We start from the raw sequence: 21,867 nt of genomic DNA, 5'->3' as shown, positions 1-21,867 counted from the left end.
TGCCCACACAGATTGTCTGATAAATTGTTAAAGAGCAGTGCCGCTTCGCTTTTCGCAGCGGCGCGGGGTGTGCATATTACGCTTTCCCGCTTCAGAGTCAAGCGTTTATTTTCGCTTTTCTCTGCCGACCCGGCGGCGTGTGTGCCGTTGTTCCGTGTCAGTGGAGGCGCATTATAGGGAGTTATTCTGAGGTGACAAGAGGAAATTTAAAAAAAGTTTCTGTCCGTGCTTTTTTTCACCAATACCGGTGAAATCAAGCTACAAATTGTTCTATTTGATGTATCTGCAACCACAATCACACCCGAGGTGGCATACTTATCAGCATGAATCATTAAGGAATAAAAGCGATGCCCTTAAGCGCACAACAGCTGGCAGCCCAAAAAAACCTGTCATATGTACTGGCAGAGAAGCTGGCTCAGCTGATTTTAGCGGGTAAATATGCCCCGGGTAGCATCCTGCCGGGCGAAATTGAACTGGGAGAACAGTTTGGGGTTAGCCGCACAGCCGTTCGCGAAGCTGTAAAAACGTTAACGGCAAAAGGCATGGTGCTTCCGCGTCCGCGCATTGGCACGCGAGTGATGCCTCAGGCTAACTGGAACTTCCTCGATCAGGAGCTACTCTCCTGGTGGATGACTGAAGATAATTTCCATCAGGTTGTCGATCATTTTCTTGTGATGCGCAGCAGCCTCGAACCTCAGGCGTGTCTACTCGCCGCCACGCTCGGAACTGCCGAACAAAAAGCCCAGCTTAATACCTTAATGGCAGAGATGGCCTACCTAAAAAAACACTTTAACCGCGAACGCTGGGTTGAAGTCGACATGGCCTGGCATGAACATATTTATACGATGAGCGCCAACCCGTTCCTGACCTCCTTTGCTTCATTATTCCATTCGGTGTACCACACTTACTTTACCTCTATTACCCAGGATGAAGTGGTGAAGCTGGAGCTGCACCAGGCAATTGTAGACGCCATTCAGGAGAGCGACGGGCAGCGGGCCCTGAGCGCGTGTCAGACATTGCTGGCCGCACCCACCCACCAGCAGGTGACTAAATGACAAAGAAAAAAGCGCGCAGCATGGCCGGATTGCCGTGGATTGCAGCCATGGCGTTTTTTATGCAGGCACTGGATGCCACTATCCTTAACACCGCACTTCCCGCGATAGCCCAAAGCCTCAACCGTTCCCCACTGGCGATGCAGTCCGCTATCATCAGTTACACCCTGACGGTCGCGATGCTGATCCCCGTGAGCGGGTGGCTGGCTGACCGTTTCGGCACCCGTAAGATATTCATGCTGGCCGTGACGCTTTTCACGCTCGGCTCTCTGGCCTGCGCGCTCTCAACCTCCCTCACGGAGCTGGTTATCTTCCGCGTGCTTCAGGGGATCGGCGGCGCGATGATGATGCCCGTCGCGCGTCTGGCGTTATTGCGAGCCTATCCGCGCAGCGAATTACTCCCGGTGTTGAATTTCGTCACTATGCCAGGTCTTGTCGGCCCGATACTGGGTCCGGTACTCGGTGGGGTGTTTGTCACCTGGGCAAGCTGGCACTGGATCTTCCTGATTAATATTCCGATTGGTGTGGCGGGCCTGTTTTATGCCCGCAAGTATATGCCGGACTTCACCACGCCAAGACGCAGCTTCGACATGGGCGGCTTTTTCCTGTTTGGCCTGAGCCTGGTGCTGTTCTCCAGCGGGATGGAGCTGTTTGGCGAGAAGATCGTCGCGACGTGGATGGCACTCTCCGTTATCCTCGGCGGTATTCTGTTATTCCTTCTTTATATACGTCACGCGCGCCGTCACCCGACACCGTTAATCTCCCTGGGGCTCTTTAACACCCGAACGTTTTCCGTAGGGATAGCGGGCAACATTGCATCACGTCTGGGCACGGGTTGCGTACCGTTCCTGATGCCATTGATGCTGCAGGTCGGTTTCGGCTACCCGGCCCTGATTGCTGGTTGCATGATGGCGCCCACAGCGATGGGTTCGATCCTGGCAAAATCAACCGTCACGCAGGTGCTGCGCTGGTTTGGCTATCGTAAGACGCTGGTTGGGGTGACGGTGTTTATCGGGCTGATGATTGCGCAGTTCTCATTACAGTCCGCCGCGTTGCCGGTCTGGATGCTGATCCTGCCGCTGTTTGTGCTGGGCATGGCGATGTCGACGCAGTTCACGTCGATGAACACCATCACCCTCGCCGACCTGACTGACGAGAACGCCAGCAGCGGCAACAGCGTGCTGGCCGTCACACAGCAATTATCGATAAGTCTGGGCGTTGCCGTGAGTGCGGCGGTGCTGCGGTTTTATGAAGGTTTCGACAGCGCGAATACCGTTGAGCAGTTCCACTATACCTTTATTACCATGGGCGCACTCACCGTGGTGTCGGCGCTGGTCTTTATGCTGTTAAAACCGAAAGACGGCCGAAACCTGATTAAAGAGCGCCACAAAGAGAAAGCTAAACCGAACCGCGTTCCATCAGAACAGGAGTAAGCTGCAGACGTTGCTGCTGCAGCGAGGGCTGCGCCATACGGTGGATCAACACATCGATGGCCAGCTCGCCCAGTTCATCTTTTGGCTGATGGATCGTGGTCAGCGGCGGCGTCATGTAGCTGGCCAGTTCGATATCGTCGTAGCCAATCACCGCCATATCGTCCGGCACGCGTAGCCCCGCCTGATACAACGCCTGGTAGGCACCAAACGCCATCGCGTCATTACCAATAAACACCGCCTGCGGACGCGGGTTTTGCGCCAGCAGTTTCTGCATCGCCTCGAAACCGCCGTTGAACTCAAAATCACCGGTGATCCGATAGCCATCAGGAATGGCAAGCCCCGCCCGTTCCATGGCAGAGAGATACCCTTCCAGACGCAAACGCGCCGGAGTTTTATCCAGCGGCCCCGTAATACAGGCAATGCGAGTGTGTCCTTTATCAATCAGGTGCTGAGTCGCCATATCGCCGCCCAGCAGGGAGTTATCCTGAATCAGATCGCTGGTGCCGTCGAACGGTGCCCAGTCCATCATCACCGTTGGGATAGAAGGATAACGCTGGATGATCTCTTTCGAGGGCTGGTGCGTTTCGGTGCAAAGCAGCAGTAGCCCGTCGACGCGTTTTTGCATCAGCGTTTCCAGGTTGCGGTTCATGCGCTGCTCATCGCCTTCGGTATTGCACAGCACCAGGCTGTAGCCACGCTCGAAGCAGCTGCGCTCCACGCCGCGTACCAGTTCAGAGTAAAAAGGGTTGGTACTGGCGGTGATCAGCATACCGATGGTGCGCGTCTGGTTAAGTTTGAGGCTGCGCGCCAGCGCCGACGGCGCATAGTTGAGTTCTTTTATCGCCGCGTCGACTTTTTCCCGGATCGCCTCGCTGACGAAGCGATCGTTATTGATGACGTGAGAGACCGTCGAGGTAGAAACGCCCGCCATGCGGGCGACATCTTTCATTGTGGCCAAGCGTTACCCCTGCTGACTTAAAAATTCATCGATCTCTTTACGCCACGGAACGGAAGGCTGGGCCCCCTTACGCATCACCGCAATCGCGGCGGCGGCATGTGCGAAGCGGATGGCCTCATCCATTGCTCTCCCTTCCAGCAGCGCCGTCACCAGCGCACCGTTAAAGGTATCTCCCGCCGCAATGGTATCGATGGCTTTAACCTTAAAGCCCGGCACGCGGCGGCCTTCGCCATTGGCACTTACCCACACCCCGCGGCTACCAAGGGTGATAATCACGGTGCCGATGCCTTTATCATGCAGTGCACCCGCGGCTCGCGCAGCATCGTCATCATTTTCTACGCGGATGCCCGTCAGCTTTTCGGCTTCGGTTTCGTTCGGCGTAATGATGTCCACCAGCGCCAGCAGCTCGTCTGATAATACACGGGCTGGAGCCGGGTTAAGTACGACAGTGGTATGATTTTCATGTGCAATGTTGGCGGCAGCCAACACGCTTTCAACCGGTGACTCCAGCTGCATCAGCAGGGCGTCGGCTCCGCTAATGATTGCACGTTGCGCTTCTACACGCTCCGTTGTCAGCGCAGCGTTAGCGCCAGCATGAATACCGATGACATTCTCACCTTCCGCGTTGACGAAAATCAGCGCCACGCCAGTAGATTCCCCTTCGACTACGCTTACTGGCGAAACATCAATGTTGTCGCTCGCCAGCTGTTTGCGTACGCGCTCACCGGTATCGTCATCGCCGGTACAGGCAATAAACGCGATATTCGCCCCGCTGCGTCCTGCGGCGACGGCCTGGTTTGCGCCTTTACCGCCGAAGGCCACCTGGTACTGGTTACCCGTGACGGTTTCACCCGGTGTCGGGAAGGTTTCAAGGTTAAGAATGTGATCGGCATTGATACTGCCAAGGACGACGAGGTTGCCTGCGGTTTTCATGGTTGGGTTGTCCATCTGAGAGCGCCACCGGTGTTACCCGGTGGCGTATGCCACACTTTTCTTTATTGGTGTCCCTCAGGCAGCCAGCGACTGCCTGATTCGCCTTTTACTGCTTGATGACCAGCTTCAGGTCAACCGGGTATTTGGCCTGAACTTTTTCGCCCTTCAGCACTTTGTCGGCAGTTTCAACGCCAGTCGCGCCAATCTGCTCAGGCAGCTGAGCGATGGTCGCAGCCAGTTTGCCATCATTTACTGCTTTTTCACCATCCGGCGTGCCGTCAAATCCGACAACCATCACATCAGATTTACCTGCGGTCTGCAGGGCACGCAGCGCGCCCAACGCCATTTCGTCGTTCTGCGCGAATACAGCCTGCACGTCAGGATGCGCAGTCAGCAGGTTCTGCATAACGTTCAGACCTTTAGTACGGTCGAAGTCTGCCGGCTGGCTCGCCAGCACGTTGAATTTGTGTGCCGCCACAGCCTGCTGGAAGCCTTCACCACGCTCACGGGCTGCGGACGTACCGGCAATGCCCTGCAGTTCGATAACTTTCGCGCCTTCGCCGGCTTTCTTCGCGATGTAATCACCGGCGATTTTGCCGCCCAGCACGTTATCAGACGCAATGTGGCTCACTACTTCGCCTTTCGTTGCCTGACGGTCCAGAGTGATCACCGGAATTTTCGCCTGGTTTGCCATCTTCACGGCGTTACCTACGGCATCAGAATCAGTTGGGTTGATCAGCAAAATTTTGGTGCCACGGACGGTTAAGTCCTGAACGTTCGCCAGCTCTTTTGCCGGGTTGTTCTGTGAATCCAGCACCACCAGGTTGTAGCCCAGTTTGTCCGCTTCTTTCTGCGCGCCATCCTTCAGGGAGACGAAGAACGGGTTGTTCAGGGTAGAGACAACCAGCGCGATGGTATCTTTCGCCATGGCGTTAGCACTTACGGTTGCGCTCAGCGCGACAGCAGAAACCAGGGTAGCCAGTTTTTTCATGTTCATATCTAAGATGTCCTGTAGTGTCGTCAGTTACTGTTTTTTGTTGTCTACCAGTACCGCCAGCAAAATCACCACTGCCTTAACGATCATCTGGTAATAGGAGGAAACACCTAACAAATTCAAACCATTATTCAGGAAACCAAGAATCAGTGCGCCGATCAATGTCCCAACAATGCGACCTTTACCGCCCGCAAGACTCGTACCGCCCAGAACCACTGCCGCAATGGCATCCAGCTCATACCCCGTACCCGCCGTCGGCTGCGCAGAAGAGAGGCGCGCCACTTCGATGATGCCCGCCAGTGACGCCAGAAGACCGCACAGGGAGTAAACGATAATTTTGACTTTATTCACGCTGATACCGGACAGACGCGTTGCCGCTTCGTTACCGCCCAGCGCATAGATATAACGGCCCAGACGGGTGTGATGCAGCATGTACCACGCCGCCAGGAAGACGATAGCCATGATCCAGACCGGGGTAGGAACACCCAGCGGACGACCGATACCGAACCAGCCAAACAGATCGGCATTCTCGGTAAAGCCGGTATTCACCGGGCTGCCGTTGGTGTACACCATGGTCACACCGCGCAGCAGCAGCATCATCACCAGCGTGGCGATGAACGCCTGAACGCGGCCTTTTGCCACAATCACGCCGGTTACGGCACCAATCGCCGCGCCTGCCGCCAGGGCAGCGGCCACGGCCACCAGCGCGTTGACCTCAATTCCTACAATTGAAGCGGCGATCGCACCGGTGAGCGCCAGCAGGGAACCGACGGACAGATCGATACCCGAGGTCAAAATCACCAGCGTCATGCCGACCGCCATAATGGCGTTCACCGACGTCTGCTGCAGAATATTGAACAGGTTATTAACGGTGAAGAAATTCGGGCTCATGGTCGACACAATCGCGATCAGCACCAGCAGGGCAATCAGCGATTTTTGTTCCATCAGCCATGCCTTTGTGAAATAGCGGCGACCAGAGACAGCCTGGGTAGTCATCTTCTTACTCCTGATTCACGCGATTAAGCTTGCCCACAGCGGCAGCCATCAGAACTTCCTGGGTGGCCTGCTCGCGAGTGAATTCACCGCCGAGATGCCCTTCATGCATGACGATTATGCGATCGCTCATGCCTAATACTTCTGGCATCTCGGAAGAGACCAGAATGATGCTCAGACCATCGGCCTTAAACTGGTTAATCAGCTGATAGATCTCTTTCTTCGCGCCCACGTCCACGCCGCGGGTTGGCTCGTCGAGGATCAACACTTTCGGGCGCGTCATCAGCCCGCGCGCAATCGCCACTTTTTGCTGATTCCCGCCGGATAAGAGGCCAATCGCCTGCTCCATCGACGGGGTTTTGACGTTAAAGAGGCGGATAAAATCGCTCACTGCCTGCTGCTCGTCTTTATGCTTCAGCGTACCGCCGCTGTGGCTGAAATAGCGCAGCGCGGTCAGGGACATGTTCTCTTTTACCGACATGCCCAGCACCAGGCCGTCGCGCTTACGGTCTTCGGAGATATAGACGATGCCGTTCGCCAGACCATCCTGCGGAGAGCGAGTGACCACGTCATGACCGTCGAGGGTGACATAACCGCTGGTACGCGGCAGTGCGCCGTACAACACTTTCATCAGCTCGGTACGTCCGGCCCCCATCAGGCCCGCCACGCCCAGGATCTCGCCCTGGCGCAGGGTAAAGGTCACGTCGTTCACGCCCGGACCACAGAGGTTATCCACCTTCAGGCGGATCTCACCCGGCGCTTTATCCAGATGCGGATACTGATCTTCCAGCTTACGTCCCACCATCATTTCGATAAGCGAATCTTCAGTCAGCGTCGCCACTTCGCGCTCGGCAATAAACTGTCCGTCGCGGAAGACGGTGACGTCATCGCAGATTTCGAAGATCTCTTTCATACGGTGAGAGATATAGACAATCCCGCGCCCCTGCGATTTCAGCTCGCGGATCACGCGGAACAGGGATTCAGTTTCGGTATCGGTCAGGGCATCGGTCGGTTCATCCATAATGATGACCTTCGACTCAAAGCTCAGTACCTTCGCGATTTCCACCATCTGCTGATCGCCAATCGAGAGATCGCCCACCAGACGGTCGCTCCTAAAGCGCAGGTTCAGCTTCGCCAGCAGCTTGTCCGCTTCGGCATACATGGTTTTCCAGTCGATTTTGCCGAACCGGTTAACAAACTCGCGGCCGAGAAAGATGTTTTCCGCAATGGTGAGCTGAGGGATGAGGTTCAGCTCCTGGTGAATAATGCCGATGCCCGCTTCCTGAGAGGATTTCGGGCCATTGAAGGTGGTCTCTTTCCCCAGCCAGACGAGTGAACCGGCATCGCGTTGATAGATACCTGTCAGCACTTTCATCATGGTGGATTTGCCGGCACCGTTCTCGCCCACCAGCGCCATGACGCGCCCGGCGTAGACGTTCAGCGCCGCACCGGAGAGGGCTTTTACGCCCGGGAACGACTTATCGATCCCTTTGAGTTGCAGTAATGCGTCCATGATGGCCTCAGAAGGTGACGCCAGCACAGAGAATGATATTCGCATACGGGGAACACTCCCCGCTGCGAATCACCGCCTGACTGTCTGCGGTTTGTTGTTTGAACTGTTCGTGCGTCGTGTAACGAATTTCTATGGTGTTTCCCTGGTGTTGTTGCAGTTGCTCAATGTGGCCGAGCAACGTTTCGTGGAGTTGCGGATTATATTGTTTGATTTCCGCCGCGAGAATGGCTGCCTCAACCTGCATCTCCGCCGTCACGACTTCCAGTACCTGCATAAACGAAGGAACACCCTGCGTTAACGCCATATCGATACGGGTTGTGCTGCGCGGAACCGGTAAGCCTGCATCGCAAACCACCAGCGTATCGGTATGCCCAAGACGGGAAATAACCGATGAGATTTCTGAGTTGAGAACCGTGCCTTTCTTCATTTTCTTGCTCCACTAGCGAAACGTTTCGCTAAAAGTAGTGTAGACGCAAGAGTGTTCAGAAAACCATCATGACGTAACAGATTTGTGATCGACGTCGAAACGTTTCGCTAAGTCAAATATGGAGGGGATAAATTGCCCGGCGGTGCTTCGCTTGCGCGGGCCTACAGGTTCGGTAGGCCGGGTAAGCGAAGCGCCACCCGGCATTTTCAGGAGGGATTAGATCTCGACCTGCGTTCCCAGCTCAATCACGCGGTTAGGCGGGATCTCAAACTGGTCAGGCGCGCGCAGGGCGTTACGCTGCAGGATGAGGTACAGCTTGCCGCGCAGGCGCAGATACCACGGGCGCTTGCCGATGATCAGCGACTCGTGCGACATAAAGAACGACGTCTCCATCATCCGGCAGCTCAGCCCTTCCAGACCGCAGCGGTGGAACACCTCTTCCACGTTCGGCGTTTCGCGCCAGCCGTAGCTTGCCACCACGCGCCAGAAAGTCGGCGACAGTTGCTCAATCTGCACGCGGCGCACGTTGTGGACATACGGCGCATCTTCGGTGCGCAGCGTCAGCAGGATCACCCGCTCGTGCAGCACTTTGTTGTGCTTGAGGTTATGCATCAGCGCGAACGGAATCACGTTCAATGCTCGAGACATATATACCGCGGTACCCGGCACGCGGACCGGCGGGGATTTCTCCAGAGAAGCGATCATCGCCTCCAGAGAATTCCCGTGCTCGTGCATGCGGCGCAGCAGTCGGAAACGCTCGCTTTTCCAGGTGGTCATGACAATGAACATCACCAGACCCAGCGTCAGCGGCAGCCAGCCACCGGACACTATCTTGTCGAGGTTCGCAGAGAACAGCGGCACGTCGATGCACAGGAAGCCCACCAGAATCATCGCCACGAGGAATTTATTCCAGTGCCAGTTACGGTACGCCACCGTGGTGGAGAGAATCGAGGTCAGCACCATCGTACCGGTCACGGCAATACCGTACGCCGCCGCCAGGTTACTGGAGTGCTCGAAGCTAACGATGACGATCACCACCGCAAAATAGAGCAGCCAGTTAATGAAAGGAATGTAGATCTGGCCGGACTCCATCTCCGAGGTATGGATGATGCGCATCGGTGAGAGATAACCCAGACGCACGGCCTGGCGCGTCAGAGAAAACACGCCAGAAATCACCGCCTGAGAGGCAATGACGGTCGCCAGCGTCGCCAGGATCAGCATCGGCACCAGCGCCCAGTCCGGCGCCAGCAGGAAGAACGGGTTCTTAATCGCCTCTGGGTTTGTAAGCAGCAGTGCGCCCTGGCCGAAGTAGTTCAGCACCAGCGACGGCAGCACCACAATAAACCATGCCACGCGGATAGGCAGTTTCCCGAAGTGCCCCATGTCAGCATACAGCGCTTCCACACCGGTAATGGAGAGCACGACGGCACCCAGCGCCACGAAGGAAACCACTTTATATTCGAGGAAGAAATGCACCGCCCAGTAAGGGTTCAGCGCATGCAGCACTTCCGGGTTCGCGATAATGCTGCGCAATCCAAGCGCAGCAAGGATCAGGAACCAGGCCAGCATAATCGGCGCAAACAGTTTCCCCACCAGCCCGGTACCGTGCTTTTGGATCACAAACAGCAGCGTCAGAACGATAATGGCCAGCGGAACCACCCATGTCTCGAGCTGTGGCGCGATAATTTCAAGCCCCTCTATCGCCGAGAGCACCGAAATAGCGGGCGTTATCACCACTTCCCCGTAGAAGAAACTGCCGCCAATCAGCCCGATGATCACGAGCACCGACGTCATTCTGGCAGAGGTATTGCGTCCGGCAAGGGACATCAGCGTCAGGATACCGCCTTCGCCTGCGTTATCTGCACGCATGACGAAAGAGAGATATTTAACGGAAACGACCAGAATCAGCAGCCAGAAGATGAGTGACAGGAAACCAAAAACGGCATCGCGTTCAACACCAAACCCAAACTGGCCGGACAAACATTCACGTAGCGTATACAGCGGGCTGGTGCCGATATCACCATAGACAACCCCGATCGCCGCAAGCGTAATTGCGGGTAATGATTGCTTATTATCAGTGCTCATAGACTAGTCTTTTCGTTTAAATAACAAATGTGTGCCTAGTCCCTTGGCCCACAAAAAGCGCACAGTATGCACGATTCACTGCAAAATCGTACCCCTAAATGCAACCGCGTTAATGTAGCGCAAAGTAAATTGCGCCGCACTTCAGTCTATTACCAGCCCTGACCGAAACGTCTATACTCGCTTCAATTGGCCGCCACGACGGCGAAAGGATGCAAAACTATTATGGCTCACTCACATTTATTAGCAGAAAGAATTTCCCGCCTTAGCAGCGCGCTGGAGAAAGGCCTTTACGAGCGTAGCCACGCCATTCGCCTCTGTCTACTGGCGGCATTGAGCGGTGAAAGCGTGTTTTTGCTGGGTCCACCGGGCATTGCCAAAAGCCTGATTGCCCGCAGGCTCAAATTTGCTTTTCAGAACGCCCGCGCCTTCGAATATCTCATGACCCGCTTTTCCACCCCCGAAGAAGTGTTTGGCCCGCTTTCCATTCAGGCGCTGAAAGATGAAGGGCGCTATGAGCGTTTGACGGCGGGGTATCTGCCAGAGGCTGAAATTGTCTTTCTTGATGAGATCTGGAAAGCCGGCCCGGCGATTCTGAATACCCTGCTGACGGCGATTAACGAACGTCGGTTCCGCAACGGTGCCAGCGAAGAGAAAATCCCGATGCGCCTGCTGGTGGCGGCTTCCAACGAACTGCCTGAAGCCGACAGCAGCCTGGAAGCGCTGTATGACCGCATGTTGATCCGCCTGTGGCTGGACAAAGTGCAGGATAAATCAAATTTCCGCTCCCTGCTGATAAGCCAGCAGGATGAGAACGAGAATCCGGTGTCTGCTTCGCTGCAGGTCACCGATGAGGAGTATCACCAGTGGCAACAGGACATCGGCAAAATCACCCTGCCCGACGCGGTCTTTGAGCTGATCTTCATGCTGCGCCAACAGCTTGATTTGCTGCCTGCTGCACCTTACGTCTCTGACCGTCGCTGGAAAAAAGCGATCCGTCTGTTGCAGGCCAGCGCCTTGTTCAGCGGTCGTGATGCCGTTGCGCCAATCGATCTCATCCTGCTAAAAGACTGCCTTTGGCACGATGCCGAAGGGATGAATTTGATGCAGCAGCAGCTTGAAATATTGATGACCGGACACGCCTGGGGGCAGCAGGCGATGCTCAACCAGCTGGGGGCGATTGCCCAGCGGCGCATCCAGCTTCAGCAGCAGCAAAGTGATAAAACCGCGCTGAAAGTGAATCGCCTTGGTGGCATGTTCGCCCGCAAACCGCACTATGAGCTTCCTGCCGATCTGACTGGTACGACGCTCACGCTGCTGCTCCAGCAGCCGCTCAAACTGCACGATATGCAGGTGGTCCACATTACGATTGAGCGCGAAACGCTGGCGCAGTGGCTCGATAAGGGCGGTGAGATCCGCGGCAAGCTCAACGGTATTGGTTTTGCCCAGCCGCTGACGATGGAAGTGGATAGCAGCCAGCATCTGGTGATCCGCGATGTCAGCCTGCAAGGATCGCGTCTGGCGCTGCCGGGCACTGCTTCGGATAGCGTGCCGGAAGAGATCAAGCAGCAACTGGAAGCGCTGGATACGGAATGGCACCAGCAGCACACGCGCTTCAGCGAGCAGCAAAAATGCCTCTTTATTCATAGCGACTGGTTAGGTCGTATCGAAGCCAGCCTGCAGGACGTCAGCGCGCAGATCAAACAGGCGCGTCAATGCTAACGCTGGACACGCTCAACGTGATGCTGGCAGTCAGCGAGGAAGGGTTGATTGAAGAGGTGGTCATTACCCTTCTGGCCTCTCCGCAGCTGGCGGCTTTCTTTGAAAAATTCCCCAGGCTCAAAAAGGCGATGACCGACGATCTCCCACGCTGGCGCGGTAACCTTCGCCAGCGGTTTAAGGAGACGGAAGTTCCGCCTGAATTGACGGAGGAGGTCGCCAGCTATCAGCAGTGCCAACGGCTGTCGACACCGCAGTTTATCGTCCAGCTACCGCAAACCCTTACGCTGCTTGATAAAGTCCACTCTCCGTTTGCCAGCCAGGCGCGGGCGCTGGTTACGGATAACGCCACCTTTACCCCCGCGCTGCATACCCTTTTTTTACAGCGCTGGCGGCTGAGCCTGGTGGTTCAGGCCACAACGCTGAACCAGCAGCTGCTGGATGAAGAGCGTGAACAGCTGCTCAGCGAAGTTCAGGAGCGTATGACGCTGAGCGGCCAGCTTGAAGAGGTGCTGGTAGAAAATGAAAACGCTGCCGGACGCCTCTGGGACATGAGCGCCGGGCAGCTGAAGCGCGGGGACTACCAGCTGATCGTGAAGTACGGCGACTTTCTAACGCAGCAGCCCGAGCTGATGAAGCTTGCGGAACAGCTTGGCCGCTCGCGGGAGGCAAAATCGGTCCCAAAGAAAGACGCGCCGATGGAAACCTTCCGCACGCTGGTCCGCGAACCGGCCACCGTGCCCGAGCAGGTGGATGGATTGCAGCAAAGCGACGACATCTTACGCCTGCTGCCGACCGAGCTAAGCACGCTGGGGATGACCGAGCTGGAATATGAGTTCTATCGTCGGCTGGTGGAAAAGCAGCTCCTCACCTATCGACTGCATGGGGAATCCTGGCGCGAGAAGGTAAGCCAGCGTCCAGTGGTTCATCAGGACTTTGATGAGCAGCCGCGCGGGCCTTTTATTGTCTGCGTGGATACGTCCGGCTCGATGGGCGGCTTTAACGAGCAGTGCGCGAAGGCGTTCTGCCTGGCGCTGATGCGCGTCGCGCTCGCCGATCGGCGCCGCTGCTTCATCATGCTGTTCTCCAGCGAGGTGGTGGGCTATGAATTGACGAACCAGCAGGGGATCGAACAGGCGATCCGCTTTTTGAGCCAGCGTTTTCGCGGCGGTACCGATCTGGCCAGCTGTTTTCGCAGCATTGTGGAGCGTATGCAGGGTGGTGACTGGTACGACGCCGACGCGGTGGTGATTTCCGATTTCATCGCCCAGCGGCTGCCGGATGACGTGGTGAATAAAGTGAAGGAGTTACAGCGGGTGCACCAGCACCGGTTCCATGCCGTCGCGATGTCCGTGCATGGAAAACCCGGCATCATGCGCATCTTCGATCATATCTGGCGCTTTGATACCGGGCTGCGTAGCCGTCTGCTCAGACGCTGGCGGCGTTAATTAAAGAAGAGAACCGACGCTTTCACGTACCTGCTGCGGCCATACGCCACACTGCACCTGACCGATATGTGGCAGTTGAAGCAGCAGCATGGTCAGACGGGACTGTCCGATACCGCCGCCGATGGTCTGCGGCATTTCACCGCGCAGCAGCGCCTGGTGCCACTCTAATTTGAGGCGATCTTCATCACCAGTAACCGCCAGCTGACGCTTCAGTGCCTCCGCATCCACGCGGATCCCCATAGAAGAGAGCTCAAAGGCATCTTCCAGAACCGGGTTCCAGACCAGAATATCACCGTTCAGACCGGCAAATTCAGATTCACCTGCAGTGCTCCAGTCGTCGTAGTCCGGCGCACGGACGTCGTGACGTTTGCCGTCAGACAATTTCCCGCCGATCCCGATCAGGAAAACGGCACCTAACTCTTTAGCAATCGCACGTTCACGACCTTTGGCATCCAGACCCGGGAAGCGGCTCAGCAGTTCCTGACTGTGTACAAAGTGGATCGTTTCCGGCAGGAACGGTGCCAGACCAAACTCTTTGCTCACTGCCGCTTCGGTGGCTTTGATTCCGGCGTAGATCGCTTCAACGGTAGATTTCAGCGTGCCAACGTGGCGCTCGCCGTCACCCATCACGCGCTCCCAGTCCCACTGGTCAACGTATACGGAGTGAATTGGAGTGAGGCGATCTTCGTCGGGACGAAGGGCTTTCATGTGCGTGTAAAGTCCTTCGCCCGCGCTGAAGTCGTGTTGCCCCAGAGTTTGACGCTTCCATTTCGCCAGGGAATGAACCACTTCGAACTGGGCGTCTGGCAGTGTTTTCACTTTCACCTGTACCGCTTTTTCGCATCCAGACAAGTTATCCTGCGTCCCGTCACCCACGCGGCTGAGAATTGGCGCCTGAACTTCAATCAGGCCAAGCTTCTCTTCCAGTTGGCGGGAAAAATGGGATTTAACGAAACTGATCTGGCGTTGTTTTGCAATGTAAGCGGTTTTCATTATTTATACTCCTGCGTCCTGTTGGTACTGATTAAGCAACAGAACCGGCACTTAATTCAATAACCCATCAACAAAAAGCCGACTTCACTTTTGATTCGTTAAAATAAGACGCTAGAATAGAGTGATTCATTAATCTTCATAAGAAAAAGCTATGGAAAATTATCAGATCGACAATCTGGACCGCGGCATCCTCGAGGCCTTAATGGCCAATGCACGCACCGCCTACGCCGAACTGGCGAAACAATTTGGCGTCAGCCCTGGGACGATTCACGTTCGTGTAGAGAAGATGAAACAGGCAGGGATCATTACTGGCGCGCGCATCGACGTCAGCCCAAAGCAGCTGGGTTATGACGTCTGCTGCTTTATCGGCATCATTCTTAAAAGCGCAAAAGACTACCCTTCCGCGCTGGCGAAGCTGAACGCGCTGGATGAAGTCACCGAGGCGTACTACACCACCGGGCATTACAGCATCTTTATAAAGGTGATGTGCCGATCCATCGATGCCCTCCAGCAGGTACTTATCAACAAGATCCAAACAATTGATGAAATTCAGTCCACCGAGACGCTGATCTCCCTGCAAAACCCGATCATGCGTACCATCCGCCCCTGATCGGGCAAACTCATACCCACATTTTCCACAGGTAGATCCCAGCTCGCTCACAGCGTACAATGATCGCCTCTTTATCTGAGCGAGCGATCAATGGCGGACATTACCCTTATCAGTGGCAGCACCCTTGGCGGTGCGGAATACGTGGCGGAACATCTGGCTGAAAAGCTGGAAGATGCAGGCTTTTCGACAGAAACCTTGCACGGGCCGTTACTTGAAGATCTCCCGGCTGACGGGGTCTGGCTGCTGATTACCTCCACGCACGGCGCGGGCGATCTCCCGGATAATCTGCAACCTTTATATGACGAACTGCTGGAACAACAGCCTGACCTGTCAAACGTCCGTTTTGGCGCGGTGGGGATCGGCAGTCGTGAATATGACACCTTCTGCGGTGCCATAGAGAAAGTTGAAGCCGCTGTCACTGCGTGTGGAGCAAAACAGCTGGGTGAAACGCTCAAGATCAACATCCTCGATCACGACATTCCGGAAGATCCGGCCGAGATCTGGCTAGCAGATTGGAAAAATTTACTCAAAAACGATTAAAGATCGCGCGAACAGGTGTGGATAACTCTGGTTAAAAGCTCGTATTAACCCGTAGTTATCCAAAGAACAACTCTGGGGATGTTTTTGGCCTGTGTATAAAGTCGCGATCTGATCCCAGCTTATACGTTTCAGGATCACCGATCATTCACAGCAAACGATCCTTCCTAACCTGATGATCTTATTTGCCGGATCGGACTTATCCACAGCAGACCGCGATCCTAATAAGAGATCACAATAGAACAGATCTCTAAATAAAAAGATCTTCTTTTTAATAGCCCAGGATCCCAATGCTTTCTCGAAAGACTAAAGTTGAGTAGAATCCACGGCCCGGGCTTCAATCCATTTTCATACCGCTTTACGCGAGGCAGACCACCATGTTTTATCAGGATCCTTTTGACGTCATCATCATTGGCGGGGGTCATGCAGGCACTGAGGCCGCAATGGCCGCAGCGCGAATGGGTCAGCAGACCCTGCTTTTGACACACAATATCGACACGCTGGGACAAATGTCCTGTAATCCGGCGATTGGCGGCATTGGGAAAGGACACCTGGTAAAAGAAGTGGATGCACTTGGCGGCCTGATGGCGAAAGCGATCGATCATGCAGGCATCCAGTTTAGGATACTAAACGCGAGTAAAGGGCCTGCTGTTCGTGCGACCCGTGCACAGGCAGACCGCGTGCTTTACCGCCAGGCTGTACGCACTGCGCTGGAGAACCAGCCGAACCTGATGATCTTCCAGCAGGCTGTTGAAGATCTTATCGTCGAGAACGATCGCGTCGTGGGTGCCGTGACCCAGATGGGTCTCAAGTTCCGCGCAAAAGCGGTTGTGCTGACCGTCGGGACATTCCTGGACGGAAAAATTCATATCGGCCTGGATAACTACAGCGGTGGCCGTGCTGGCGATCCGCCGTCTATCCCACTGTCACGTCGTCTGCGCGAACTGCCGCTGCGCGTCAGCCGCCTGAAAACCGGTACACCGCCGCGTATTGACGCGCGGACCATTGATTTCAGCGTGCTGGCGCAACAGCACGGTGATAATCCGATGCCGGTGTTCTCGTTCATGGGCAATGCGGCTCAGCATCCGCAGCAGGTACCGTGCTACATCACGCACACCAACGAGAAAACCCATGACGTGATCCGCAATAACCTCGATCGTAGCCCAATGTATGCTGGCGTGATCGAAGGGATCGGCCCGCGCTACTGCCCGTCGATCGAAGACAAGGTGATGCGCTTTGCCGATCGTAACCAGCACCAGATCTTCCTGGAGCCGGAAGGGCTGACCTCAAACGAAATTTACCCGAACGGCATCTCCACCAGCCTGCCGTTCGATGTACAGATGCAAATTGTTCGCTCAATGCAGGGCATGGAGAACGCAAAAATTGTTCGCCCTGGCTACGCTATTGAGTACGATTTCTTCGATCCGCGTGACCTGAAGCCAACCCTGGAAAGCAAATTCATCCAGGGTCTGTTCTTCGCGGGCCAGATTAACGGCACGACCGGCTACGAAGAAGCCGCAGCGCAGGGTCTGCTTGCCGGTCTGAACGCCGCCCGCTTCTCTGCCGAGAAAGAGGGCTGGGCACCGGGGCGTTCCCAGGCTTATCTGGGCGTGCTGGTTGACGATCTCTGCACGCTGGGTACCAAAGAACCGTACCGTATGTTTACCTCTCGCGCGGAATATCGCCTGATGCTGCGCGAAGACAACGCCGACCTCCGTCTGACTGAAATGGGCCGCGAGCTGGGTCTGGTGGATGACGAACGCTGGGCGCGTTTTAACGAGAAGCTGGAACGCATTGAGCAGGAACGTCAGCGTCTGAAAACCACCTGGGTGAATCCACAGGCGGAAACCGCTGCCGAAGTGAATGCTCACTTAACAGCGCCGCTGTCACGTGAAGCCAGCGGCGAAGATCTGCTGCGTCGCCCTGAAGTGACCTACGAGAACCTGGTCAAACTGACCGCGTTCGCGCCTGGCCTGGAAGACGCTGAAGCGGCCGAGCAGGTCGAAATCCAGGTGAAATACGAAGGTTATATCGCGCGTCAGCAGGATGAGATCGAAAAACAGCAGCGCAACGAAAACACGCTGCTGCCGGAAATGCTGGACTACCGCCAGGTAACGGGCCTTTCCAACGAAGTGATCGCTAAGCTGAACGATCACAAACCTGTGTCGATCGGCCAGGCTTCCCGTATCTCCGGCGTCACACCTGCCGCGATTTCGATTCTGCTGGTGTGGCTGAAAAAGCAAGGCATGCTGCGCCGCAGCGCATAATTGACATTGTTTTTGGCGGGTGGCGCTTCGCTGACCCGCCCTACTTATTCGTAGGCCCGGTAAGCGGCAGCGCCACCGGGCGAAAAATCTCTAAACAGGTACCCACCGTGCTCAATAAACTCTCTCGTCTGCTGGATGAAGCAGGTATTTCGCTCACCGATCACCAGAAAAACCAGCTGGTGGCCTATGTCGATATGCTGAACAAATGGAACAAAGCGTACAACCTGACGTCAGTGCGCGATCCCAACGAGATGCTGATACGCCATATTCTCGATAGCATCGTGGTGGCGCCGTATCTGAAGGGGGAGCGCTTTATCGACGTGGGTACGGGACCTGGTTTACCGGGTGTTCCGCTGTCGATTGTTCGTCCTGAGAGCCATTTCACACTGCTAGACAGCCTCGGAAAACGTATTCGCTTCTTGCGCCAGGTTCAGCACGAGCTGAAGCTTGAAAACATCACTCCCGTCCAGAGCAGGGTAGAAGCGTTCCCGGCAGAGCCACCGTTTGATGGGGTGATTAGCCGTGCATTTGCCTCGCTCAACGATATGGTGAGCTGGTGCAAGCATCTGCCTGCGAAGGAAGGGCGTTTTTATGCCTTGAAAGGACTCGTCCCTGAGGACGAAATTGAGCAGCTCCCGGAAGGTTTTGCCGTGGAATCAATTGAAAAATTACAGGTCCCTCACCTTGAGGGTGAGCGTCATCTGGTGATTCTTAAGCCAAACAATTTTTAAAAATTAAATAAAAAATGGGGAATTTGTGCTGTTCTTGTTGTGTTAAAAAGCAGCGCATTTCCGGGGATTATTCTGAGCTAAATTTAACCTTGTTGTTACCATGGATTTTCTTGCAGTTAACGTTGTGGTTATTGTTCACCGTTAAGATAATCAACTGCGAAAATATCAGCCTGCTAAAAGTGAAAAGCGGCAACAAGAAAACAATGTTAAATTTTTATTAAGAATGTCAATAAAAGGTTTTTGTTGTATACAGGGTTGTTTTGAAAATAGTTGCGATATTTTGTCTTTAATTTCATAAGGATGAAATAATCAGATTTACGTCTTTGATAAATACAACCTTATCGTAAATGTGCATTTTGTGATCTCGTGCACGCTTTCTCGCCAACGTTTTCGCGCTGTTTGCAGTTTTGCCTGAAGGTCAACGCGGACGTCAAAAGTTGAAAAACAGCGGCGGGGAAAAATATTTAAACATTTATTCACCTTTTCGCTACTTAATGTTTGAAATCACGGGTGCGCACCGTATAATTTGACCGCTTTTTGATGCTTGACTCTGAGCCTTAAAGGACGTTTTATACGACACGCGGCATACCTCGAAGGGAGCAGGAGTAAAAACGTGATGTCTGTGTCGCTCTTGAGTAGAAACGTTGCTCGTAAGCTTCTGTTCATTCAGTTTCTGGCTGTGATAGCAAGTGGACTGCTGTTTAGCCTCAAAGACCCCTTCTGGGGCATCTCCGCCGTGTGCGGGGGTTTGGCGGTGGTTCTGCCAAACGTGTTGTTTATGATTTTTGCCTGGCGTCATCAGGCGCATACACCCGCCAAAGGCCGCGTGGCCTGGTCCTTCGCCCTCGGCGAAGTGTGTAAGGTGTTGCTGACCTTTGCTTTACTGGTGATGGCGCTGGCGGTTTTGAAAGTGGTATTCATGCCGCTGATAGCAACGTGGGTTTTGGTGCTGGTGGTACAAGTTCTGGCTCCAGCTGTAATCAATAACAAAGGGTAAAAGGCATCATGGCTTCAGAAAATATGACGCCGCAGGATTACATAGGTCACCATCTGAATAACCTTCAGCTGGACCTGCGTACATTCTCGCTGGTGGATCCACATAACCCCCCGGCCACCTTCTGGACGATCAACATCGACTCCATGTTCTTCTCGGTGGTTTTGGGTCTTCTGTTCCTGGCCATGTTCCGCGGTGTTGCTAAACGAGCGACCAGCGGTGTACCAGGGAAATTCCAGACCTTCGTCGAAATGATCATCGGCTTCGTCCATGGCAGCGTGAAAGACATGTACCATGGCAAGAGCAAGCTGATTGCTCCGCTGGCCCTGACCGTGTTCGTTTGGGTCTTCCTGATGAACCTGATGGACCTGCTGCCAATTGACCTGCTGCCGTTCATCGGCGAGCACATCTTCGGCCTGCCTGCGCTGCGTGTTGTACCGTCTGCGGACGTGAACATCACCCTGTCGATGGCACTGGGCGTGTTTATCCTGATTCTTTTCTACAGCATCAAAATGAAAGGCGTAAGCGGCTTTGTGAAAGAGCTTACCTTGCAGCCGTTCAACCACTGGGCGTTTATTCCGGTCAACCTGATCCTGGAAGGCGTTAGCCTGCTGTCCAAACCTGTTTCACTGGGTCTGCGACTGTTCGGCAACATGTATGCGGGTGAGCTGATTTTCATTCTGATCGCGGGTCTTCTGCCGTGGTGGTCACAGTGGATTCTGAATGTGCCATGGGCCATTTTCCACATCCTGATCATTACGCTGCAAGCCTTTATCTTCATGGTTCTGACGATCGTCTATCTGTCGATGGCGTCTGAAGAGCACTGATTTTTTACCAACACTACTACGTTTTAATTGAAACAAACTGGAGACTGTCATGGAAAACCTGAATATGGATCTGCTGTACATGGCTGCCGCTGTGATGATGGGTCTGGCGGCTATCGGTGCTGCGATCGGTATCGGCATCCTCGGGGGCAAATTCCTGGAAGGCGCAGCGCGTCAACCTGATCTGATTCCTCTGCTGCGTACTCAGTTCTTTATCGTTATGGGTCTGGTGGATGCAATCCCAATGATCGCTGTAGGTCTGGGTCTGTACGTGATGTTTGCTGTCGCGTAGTAGTAGTTTTAAAACCCCAAGCCACAGAAATTAAAGAGGTATTGTGCTGTGAACATGAACGCAACAATCCTCGGCCAGGCCATCGCGTTTATTCTCTTTGTCTGGTTCTGCATGAAGTATGTATGGCCGCCTTTAATGGCTGCCATCGAAAAACGTCAGAAAGAAATTGCTGACGGTCTGGCTTCCGCAGAACGCGCTAAGAAAGATTTGGACCTTGCACAGGCCAACGCGACAGACCAGCTGAAAAAAGCGAAAGCTGAAGCTCAGGTAATCATTGAACAGGCTAACAAACGCCGTTCTCAGATCCTGGACGAAGCCAAAGCTGAAGCAGAACAGGAACGTACTAAGATCGTGACACAGGCTCAGGCTGAAATTGAAGCTGAGCGTAAACGTGCTCGTGAAGAACTGCGTAAGCAGGTTGCGATTCTGGCTGTTGCTGGCGCCGAGAAGATCATCGAACGTTCCGTGGATGAAGCTGCTAACAGCGACATCGTGGACAAACTTGTCGCTGAACTGTAAGGAGGGAGGGGCTGATGTCTGAATTTGTTACGGTAGCTCGCCCCTACGCCAAAGCAGCTTTTGACTTTGCTGTCGAACACCAAAATGTCGATCGCTGGCAGGATATGCTGGCGTTTGCCGCTGAGGTGACGAAAAACGAACAAATGGCCGAGTTGCTGTCTGGTGCATTAGCGCCTGATACCCTCGCCGCGTCGTTTATCGCCGTGTGCGGAGAGCAACTGGATGCCAATGGCCAGAACCTGATTAAGGTTATGGCTGAAAATGGTCGTCTCCGTGTGCTCCCGGATGTTCTCGAGCAGTTTGAGCACTTACGTGCGCTGAGTGAAGCGACTGCCGAAGTCGAAGTGACTTCTGCGACTGAACTCAGTACCGAACAGCTTGCGAAAATCACCGCCGCGATGGAAAAACGTCTGTCACGCAAAGTTAAGCTGAATTGCAAAATCGATAAGTCTGTAATGGCAGGCGTAATCATCCGCTCGGGTGATATGGTCATTGATGGCAGCGTACGCGGCCGTCTTGAACGCCTTGCAGACGTCTTGCAGTCTTAA

Annotated in this window: 21 protein-coding genes; 13 read left to right on the top strand and 8 right to left on the bottom strand. The window is 54.5% G+C overall.

What is annotated here, in order from left to right; translation table 11 throughout:
* Nucleotides 1–347 precede the first annotated feature (347 nt).
* Nucleotides 348–1,055: a FadR/GntR family transcriptional regulator gene (locus AC2T6E_RS17765; RefSeq protein ID WP_010426614.1), complete on the top strand. Its 708-nt coding sequence runs from the start codon at nt 348–350 to the stop codon at nt 1,053–1,055.
* A complete protein-coding gene (gene mdtD / locus AC2T6E_RS17760) occupies nt 1,052–2,485 on the top strand; it encodes a multidrug transporter subunit MdtD (RefSeq protein WP_010426613.1) in 1,434 nt (477 codons plus the stop codon). The genes AC2T6E_RS17765 and mdtD overlap by 4 nt, the downstream gene beginning before the upstream one ends.
* On the opposite strand, the gene rbsR is transcribed toward mdtD, so the two are convergent.
* The 7 genes from rbsR to kup all read right to left on the bottom strand — a co-directional run bounded on the left by rbsR (nt 2,451) and on the right by kup (nt 10,388).
* Nucleotides 2,451–3,443 (bottom strand): ribose operon transcriptional repressor RbsR, encoded by a 993-nt coding sequence (rbsR, locus tag AC2T6E_RS17755; protein ID WP_089598346.1) that lies wholly within the window; start codon nt 3,441–3,443, stop codon nt 2,451–2,453. The genes mdtD and rbsR overlap by 35 nt on opposite strands.
* 3 nt (nt 3,444–3,446) lie before the next feature.
* Nucleotides 3,447–4,376, bottom strand: coding sequence for a ribokinase (rbsK, locus tag AC2T6E_RS17750; protein WP_486692687.1), 930 nt, complete (start codon nt 4,374–4,376; stop codon nt 3,447–3,449).
* Nucleotides 4,377–4,482: 106 nt separating this feature from the next.
* A complete protein-coding gene (rbsB, locus tag AC2T6E_RS17745) occupies nt 4,483–5,373 on the bottom strand; it encodes a ribose ABC transporter substrate-binding protein RbsB (protein WP_010426610.1) in 891 nt (296 codons plus the stop codon).
* 27 nt (nt 5,374–5,400) lie between these two features.
* Nucleotides 5,401–6,366: a ribose ABC transporter permease gene (gene rbsC, locus AC2T6E_RS17740; protein ID WP_063202193.1), complete on the bottom strand. Its 966-nt coding sequence runs from the start codon at nt 6,364–6,366 to the stop codon at nt 5,401–5,403.
* A 4-nt stretch (nt 6,367–6,370) separates the two neighbouring features.
* Nucleotides 6,371–7,876: a ribose ABC transporter ATP-binding protein RbsA gene (rbsA, locus tag AC2T6E_RS17735; protein ID WP_486692678.1), complete on the bottom strand. Its 1,506-nt coding sequence runs from the start codon at nt 7,874–7,876 to the stop codon at nt 6,371–6,373.
* Between the two features lie 7 nt (nt 7,877–7,883).
* Nucleotides 7,884–8,303: a D-ribose pyranase gene (gene rbsD / locus AC2T6E_RS17730; RefSeq protein WP_218308905.1), complete on the bottom strand. Its 420-nt coding sequence runs from the start codon at nt 8,301–8,303 to the stop codon at nt 7,884–7,886.
* A gap of 216 nt (nt 8,304–8,519) precedes the next feature.
* Nucleotides 8,520–10,388 (bottom strand): low affinity potassium transporter Kup, encoded by a 1,869-nt coding sequence (kup, locus tag AC2T6E_RS17725; protein ID WP_042719060.1) that lies wholly within the window; start codon nt 10,386–10,388, stop codon nt 8,520–8,522.
* 222 nt (nt 10,389–10,610) lie between these two features.
* Here kup and ravA point away from each other — a divergent pair, with 222 nt between their 5' ends.
* Nucleotides 10,611–12,107 (top strand): ATPase RavA, encoded by a 1,497-nt coding sequence (ravA, locus tag AC2T6E_RS17720; RefSeq protein WP_010426606.1) that lies wholly within the window; start codon nt 10,611–10,613, stop codon nt 12,105–12,107.
* Nucleotides 12,101–13,552: an ATPase RavA stimulator ViaA gene (gene viaA / locus AC2T6E_RS17715; RefSeq protein WP_486692674.1), complete on the top strand. Its 1,452-nt coding sequence runs from the start codon at nt 12,101–12,103 to the stop codon at nt 13,550–13,552. The genes ravA and viaA overlap by 7 nt, the downstream gene beginning before the upstream one ends.
* Here viaA and asnA read toward each other — a convergent pair whose 3' ends face one another.
* Nucleotides 13,553–14,545: an aspartate--ammonia ligase gene (gene asnA, locus AC2T6E_RS17710; RefSeq protein ID WP_089598342.1), complete on the bottom strand. Its 993-nt coding sequence runs from the start codon at nt 14,543–14,545 to the stop codon at nt 13,553–13,555.
* 151 nt (nt 14,546–14,696) lie between these two features.
* On the opposite strand from asnA, the gene asnC reads away from it, so the two are divergent.
* The 9 genes from asnC (at nt 14,697) to atpH (ending at nt 21,867) form a co-directional block, all read left to right on the top strand.
* A complete protein-coding gene (gene asnC, locus AC2T6E_RS17705; protein WP_008500198.1) occupies nt 14,697–15,155 on the top strand; it encodes a transcriptional regulator AsnC in 459 nt (152 codons plus the stop codon).
* Between the two features lie 90 nt (nt 15,156–15,245).
* On the top strand, nt 15,246–15,695 hold the full coding sequence (gene mioC / locus AC2T6E_RS17700) for an FMN-binding protein MioC (RefSeq protein ID WP_089598341.1): 450 nt from the start codon (nt 15,246–15,248) through the stop codon (nt 15,693–15,695).
* A 374-nt stretch (nt 15,696–16,069) separates the two neighbouring features.
* On the top strand, nt 16,070–17,959 hold the full coding sequence (gene mnmG / locus AC2T6E_RS17695) for a tRNA uridine-5-carboxymethylaminomethyl(34) synthesis enzyme MnmG (RefSeq protein WP_010426601.1): 1,890 nt from the start codon (nt 16,070–16,072) through the stop codon (nt 17,957–17,959).
* A gap of 107 nt (nt 17,960–18,066) precedes the next feature.
* Nucleotides 18,067–18,690, top strand: a complete 624-nt coding sequence (rsmG, locus tag AC2T6E_RS17690; RefSeq protein ID WP_010426599.1) for a 16S rRNA (guanine(527)-N(7))-methyltransferase RsmG — start codon at nt 18,067–18,069, stop codon at nt 18,688–18,690.
* 616 nt (nt 18,691–19,306) lie between these two features.
* Nucleotides 19,307–19,687: a F0F1 ATP synthase subunit I gene (atpI, locus tag AC2T6E_RS17685; protein WP_008500194.1), complete on the top strand. Its 381-nt coding sequence runs from the start codon at nt 19,307–19,309 to the stop codon at nt 19,685–19,687.
* 8 nt (nt 19,688–19,695) lie between these two features.
* Nucleotides 19,696–20,511 carry a F0F1 ATP synthase subunit A gene (atpB, locus tag AC2T6E_RS17680; protein WP_100167517.1) on the top strand — a complete coding sequence of 272 codons (816 nt, stop codon included), beginning with the start codon at nt 19,696–19,698 and terminating at the stop codon, nt 20,509–20,511.
* 49 nt (nt 20,512–20,560) lie between these two features.
* Nucleotides 20,561–20,800, top strand: a complete 240-nt coding sequence (atpE, locus tag AC2T6E_RS17675; RefSeq protein ID WP_000429386.1) for a F0F1 ATP synthase subunit C — start codon at nt 20,561–20,563, stop codon at nt 20,798–20,800.
* Nucleotides 20,801–20,848: 48 nt separating this feature from the next.
* Nucleotides 20,849–21,319, top strand: coding sequence for a F0F1 ATP synthase subunit B (gene atpF, locus AC2T6E_RS17670; protein ID WP_003862370.1), 471 nt, complete (start codon nt 20,849–20,851; stop codon nt 21,317–21,319).
* Between the two features lie 14 nt (nt 21,320–21,333).
* A complete protein-coding gene (gene atpH / locus AC2T6E_RS17665; protein ID WP_010426590.1) occupies nt 21,334–21,867 on the top strand; it encodes a F0F1 ATP synthase subunit delta in 534 nt (177 codons plus the stop codon).

Source organism: Enterobacter sp. B79-1 (genome assembly GCF_057444735.1).
Note: the sequence above shows the minus strand (reverse complement) of the source record. Positions and strands in the feature narration are given on the sequence as shown.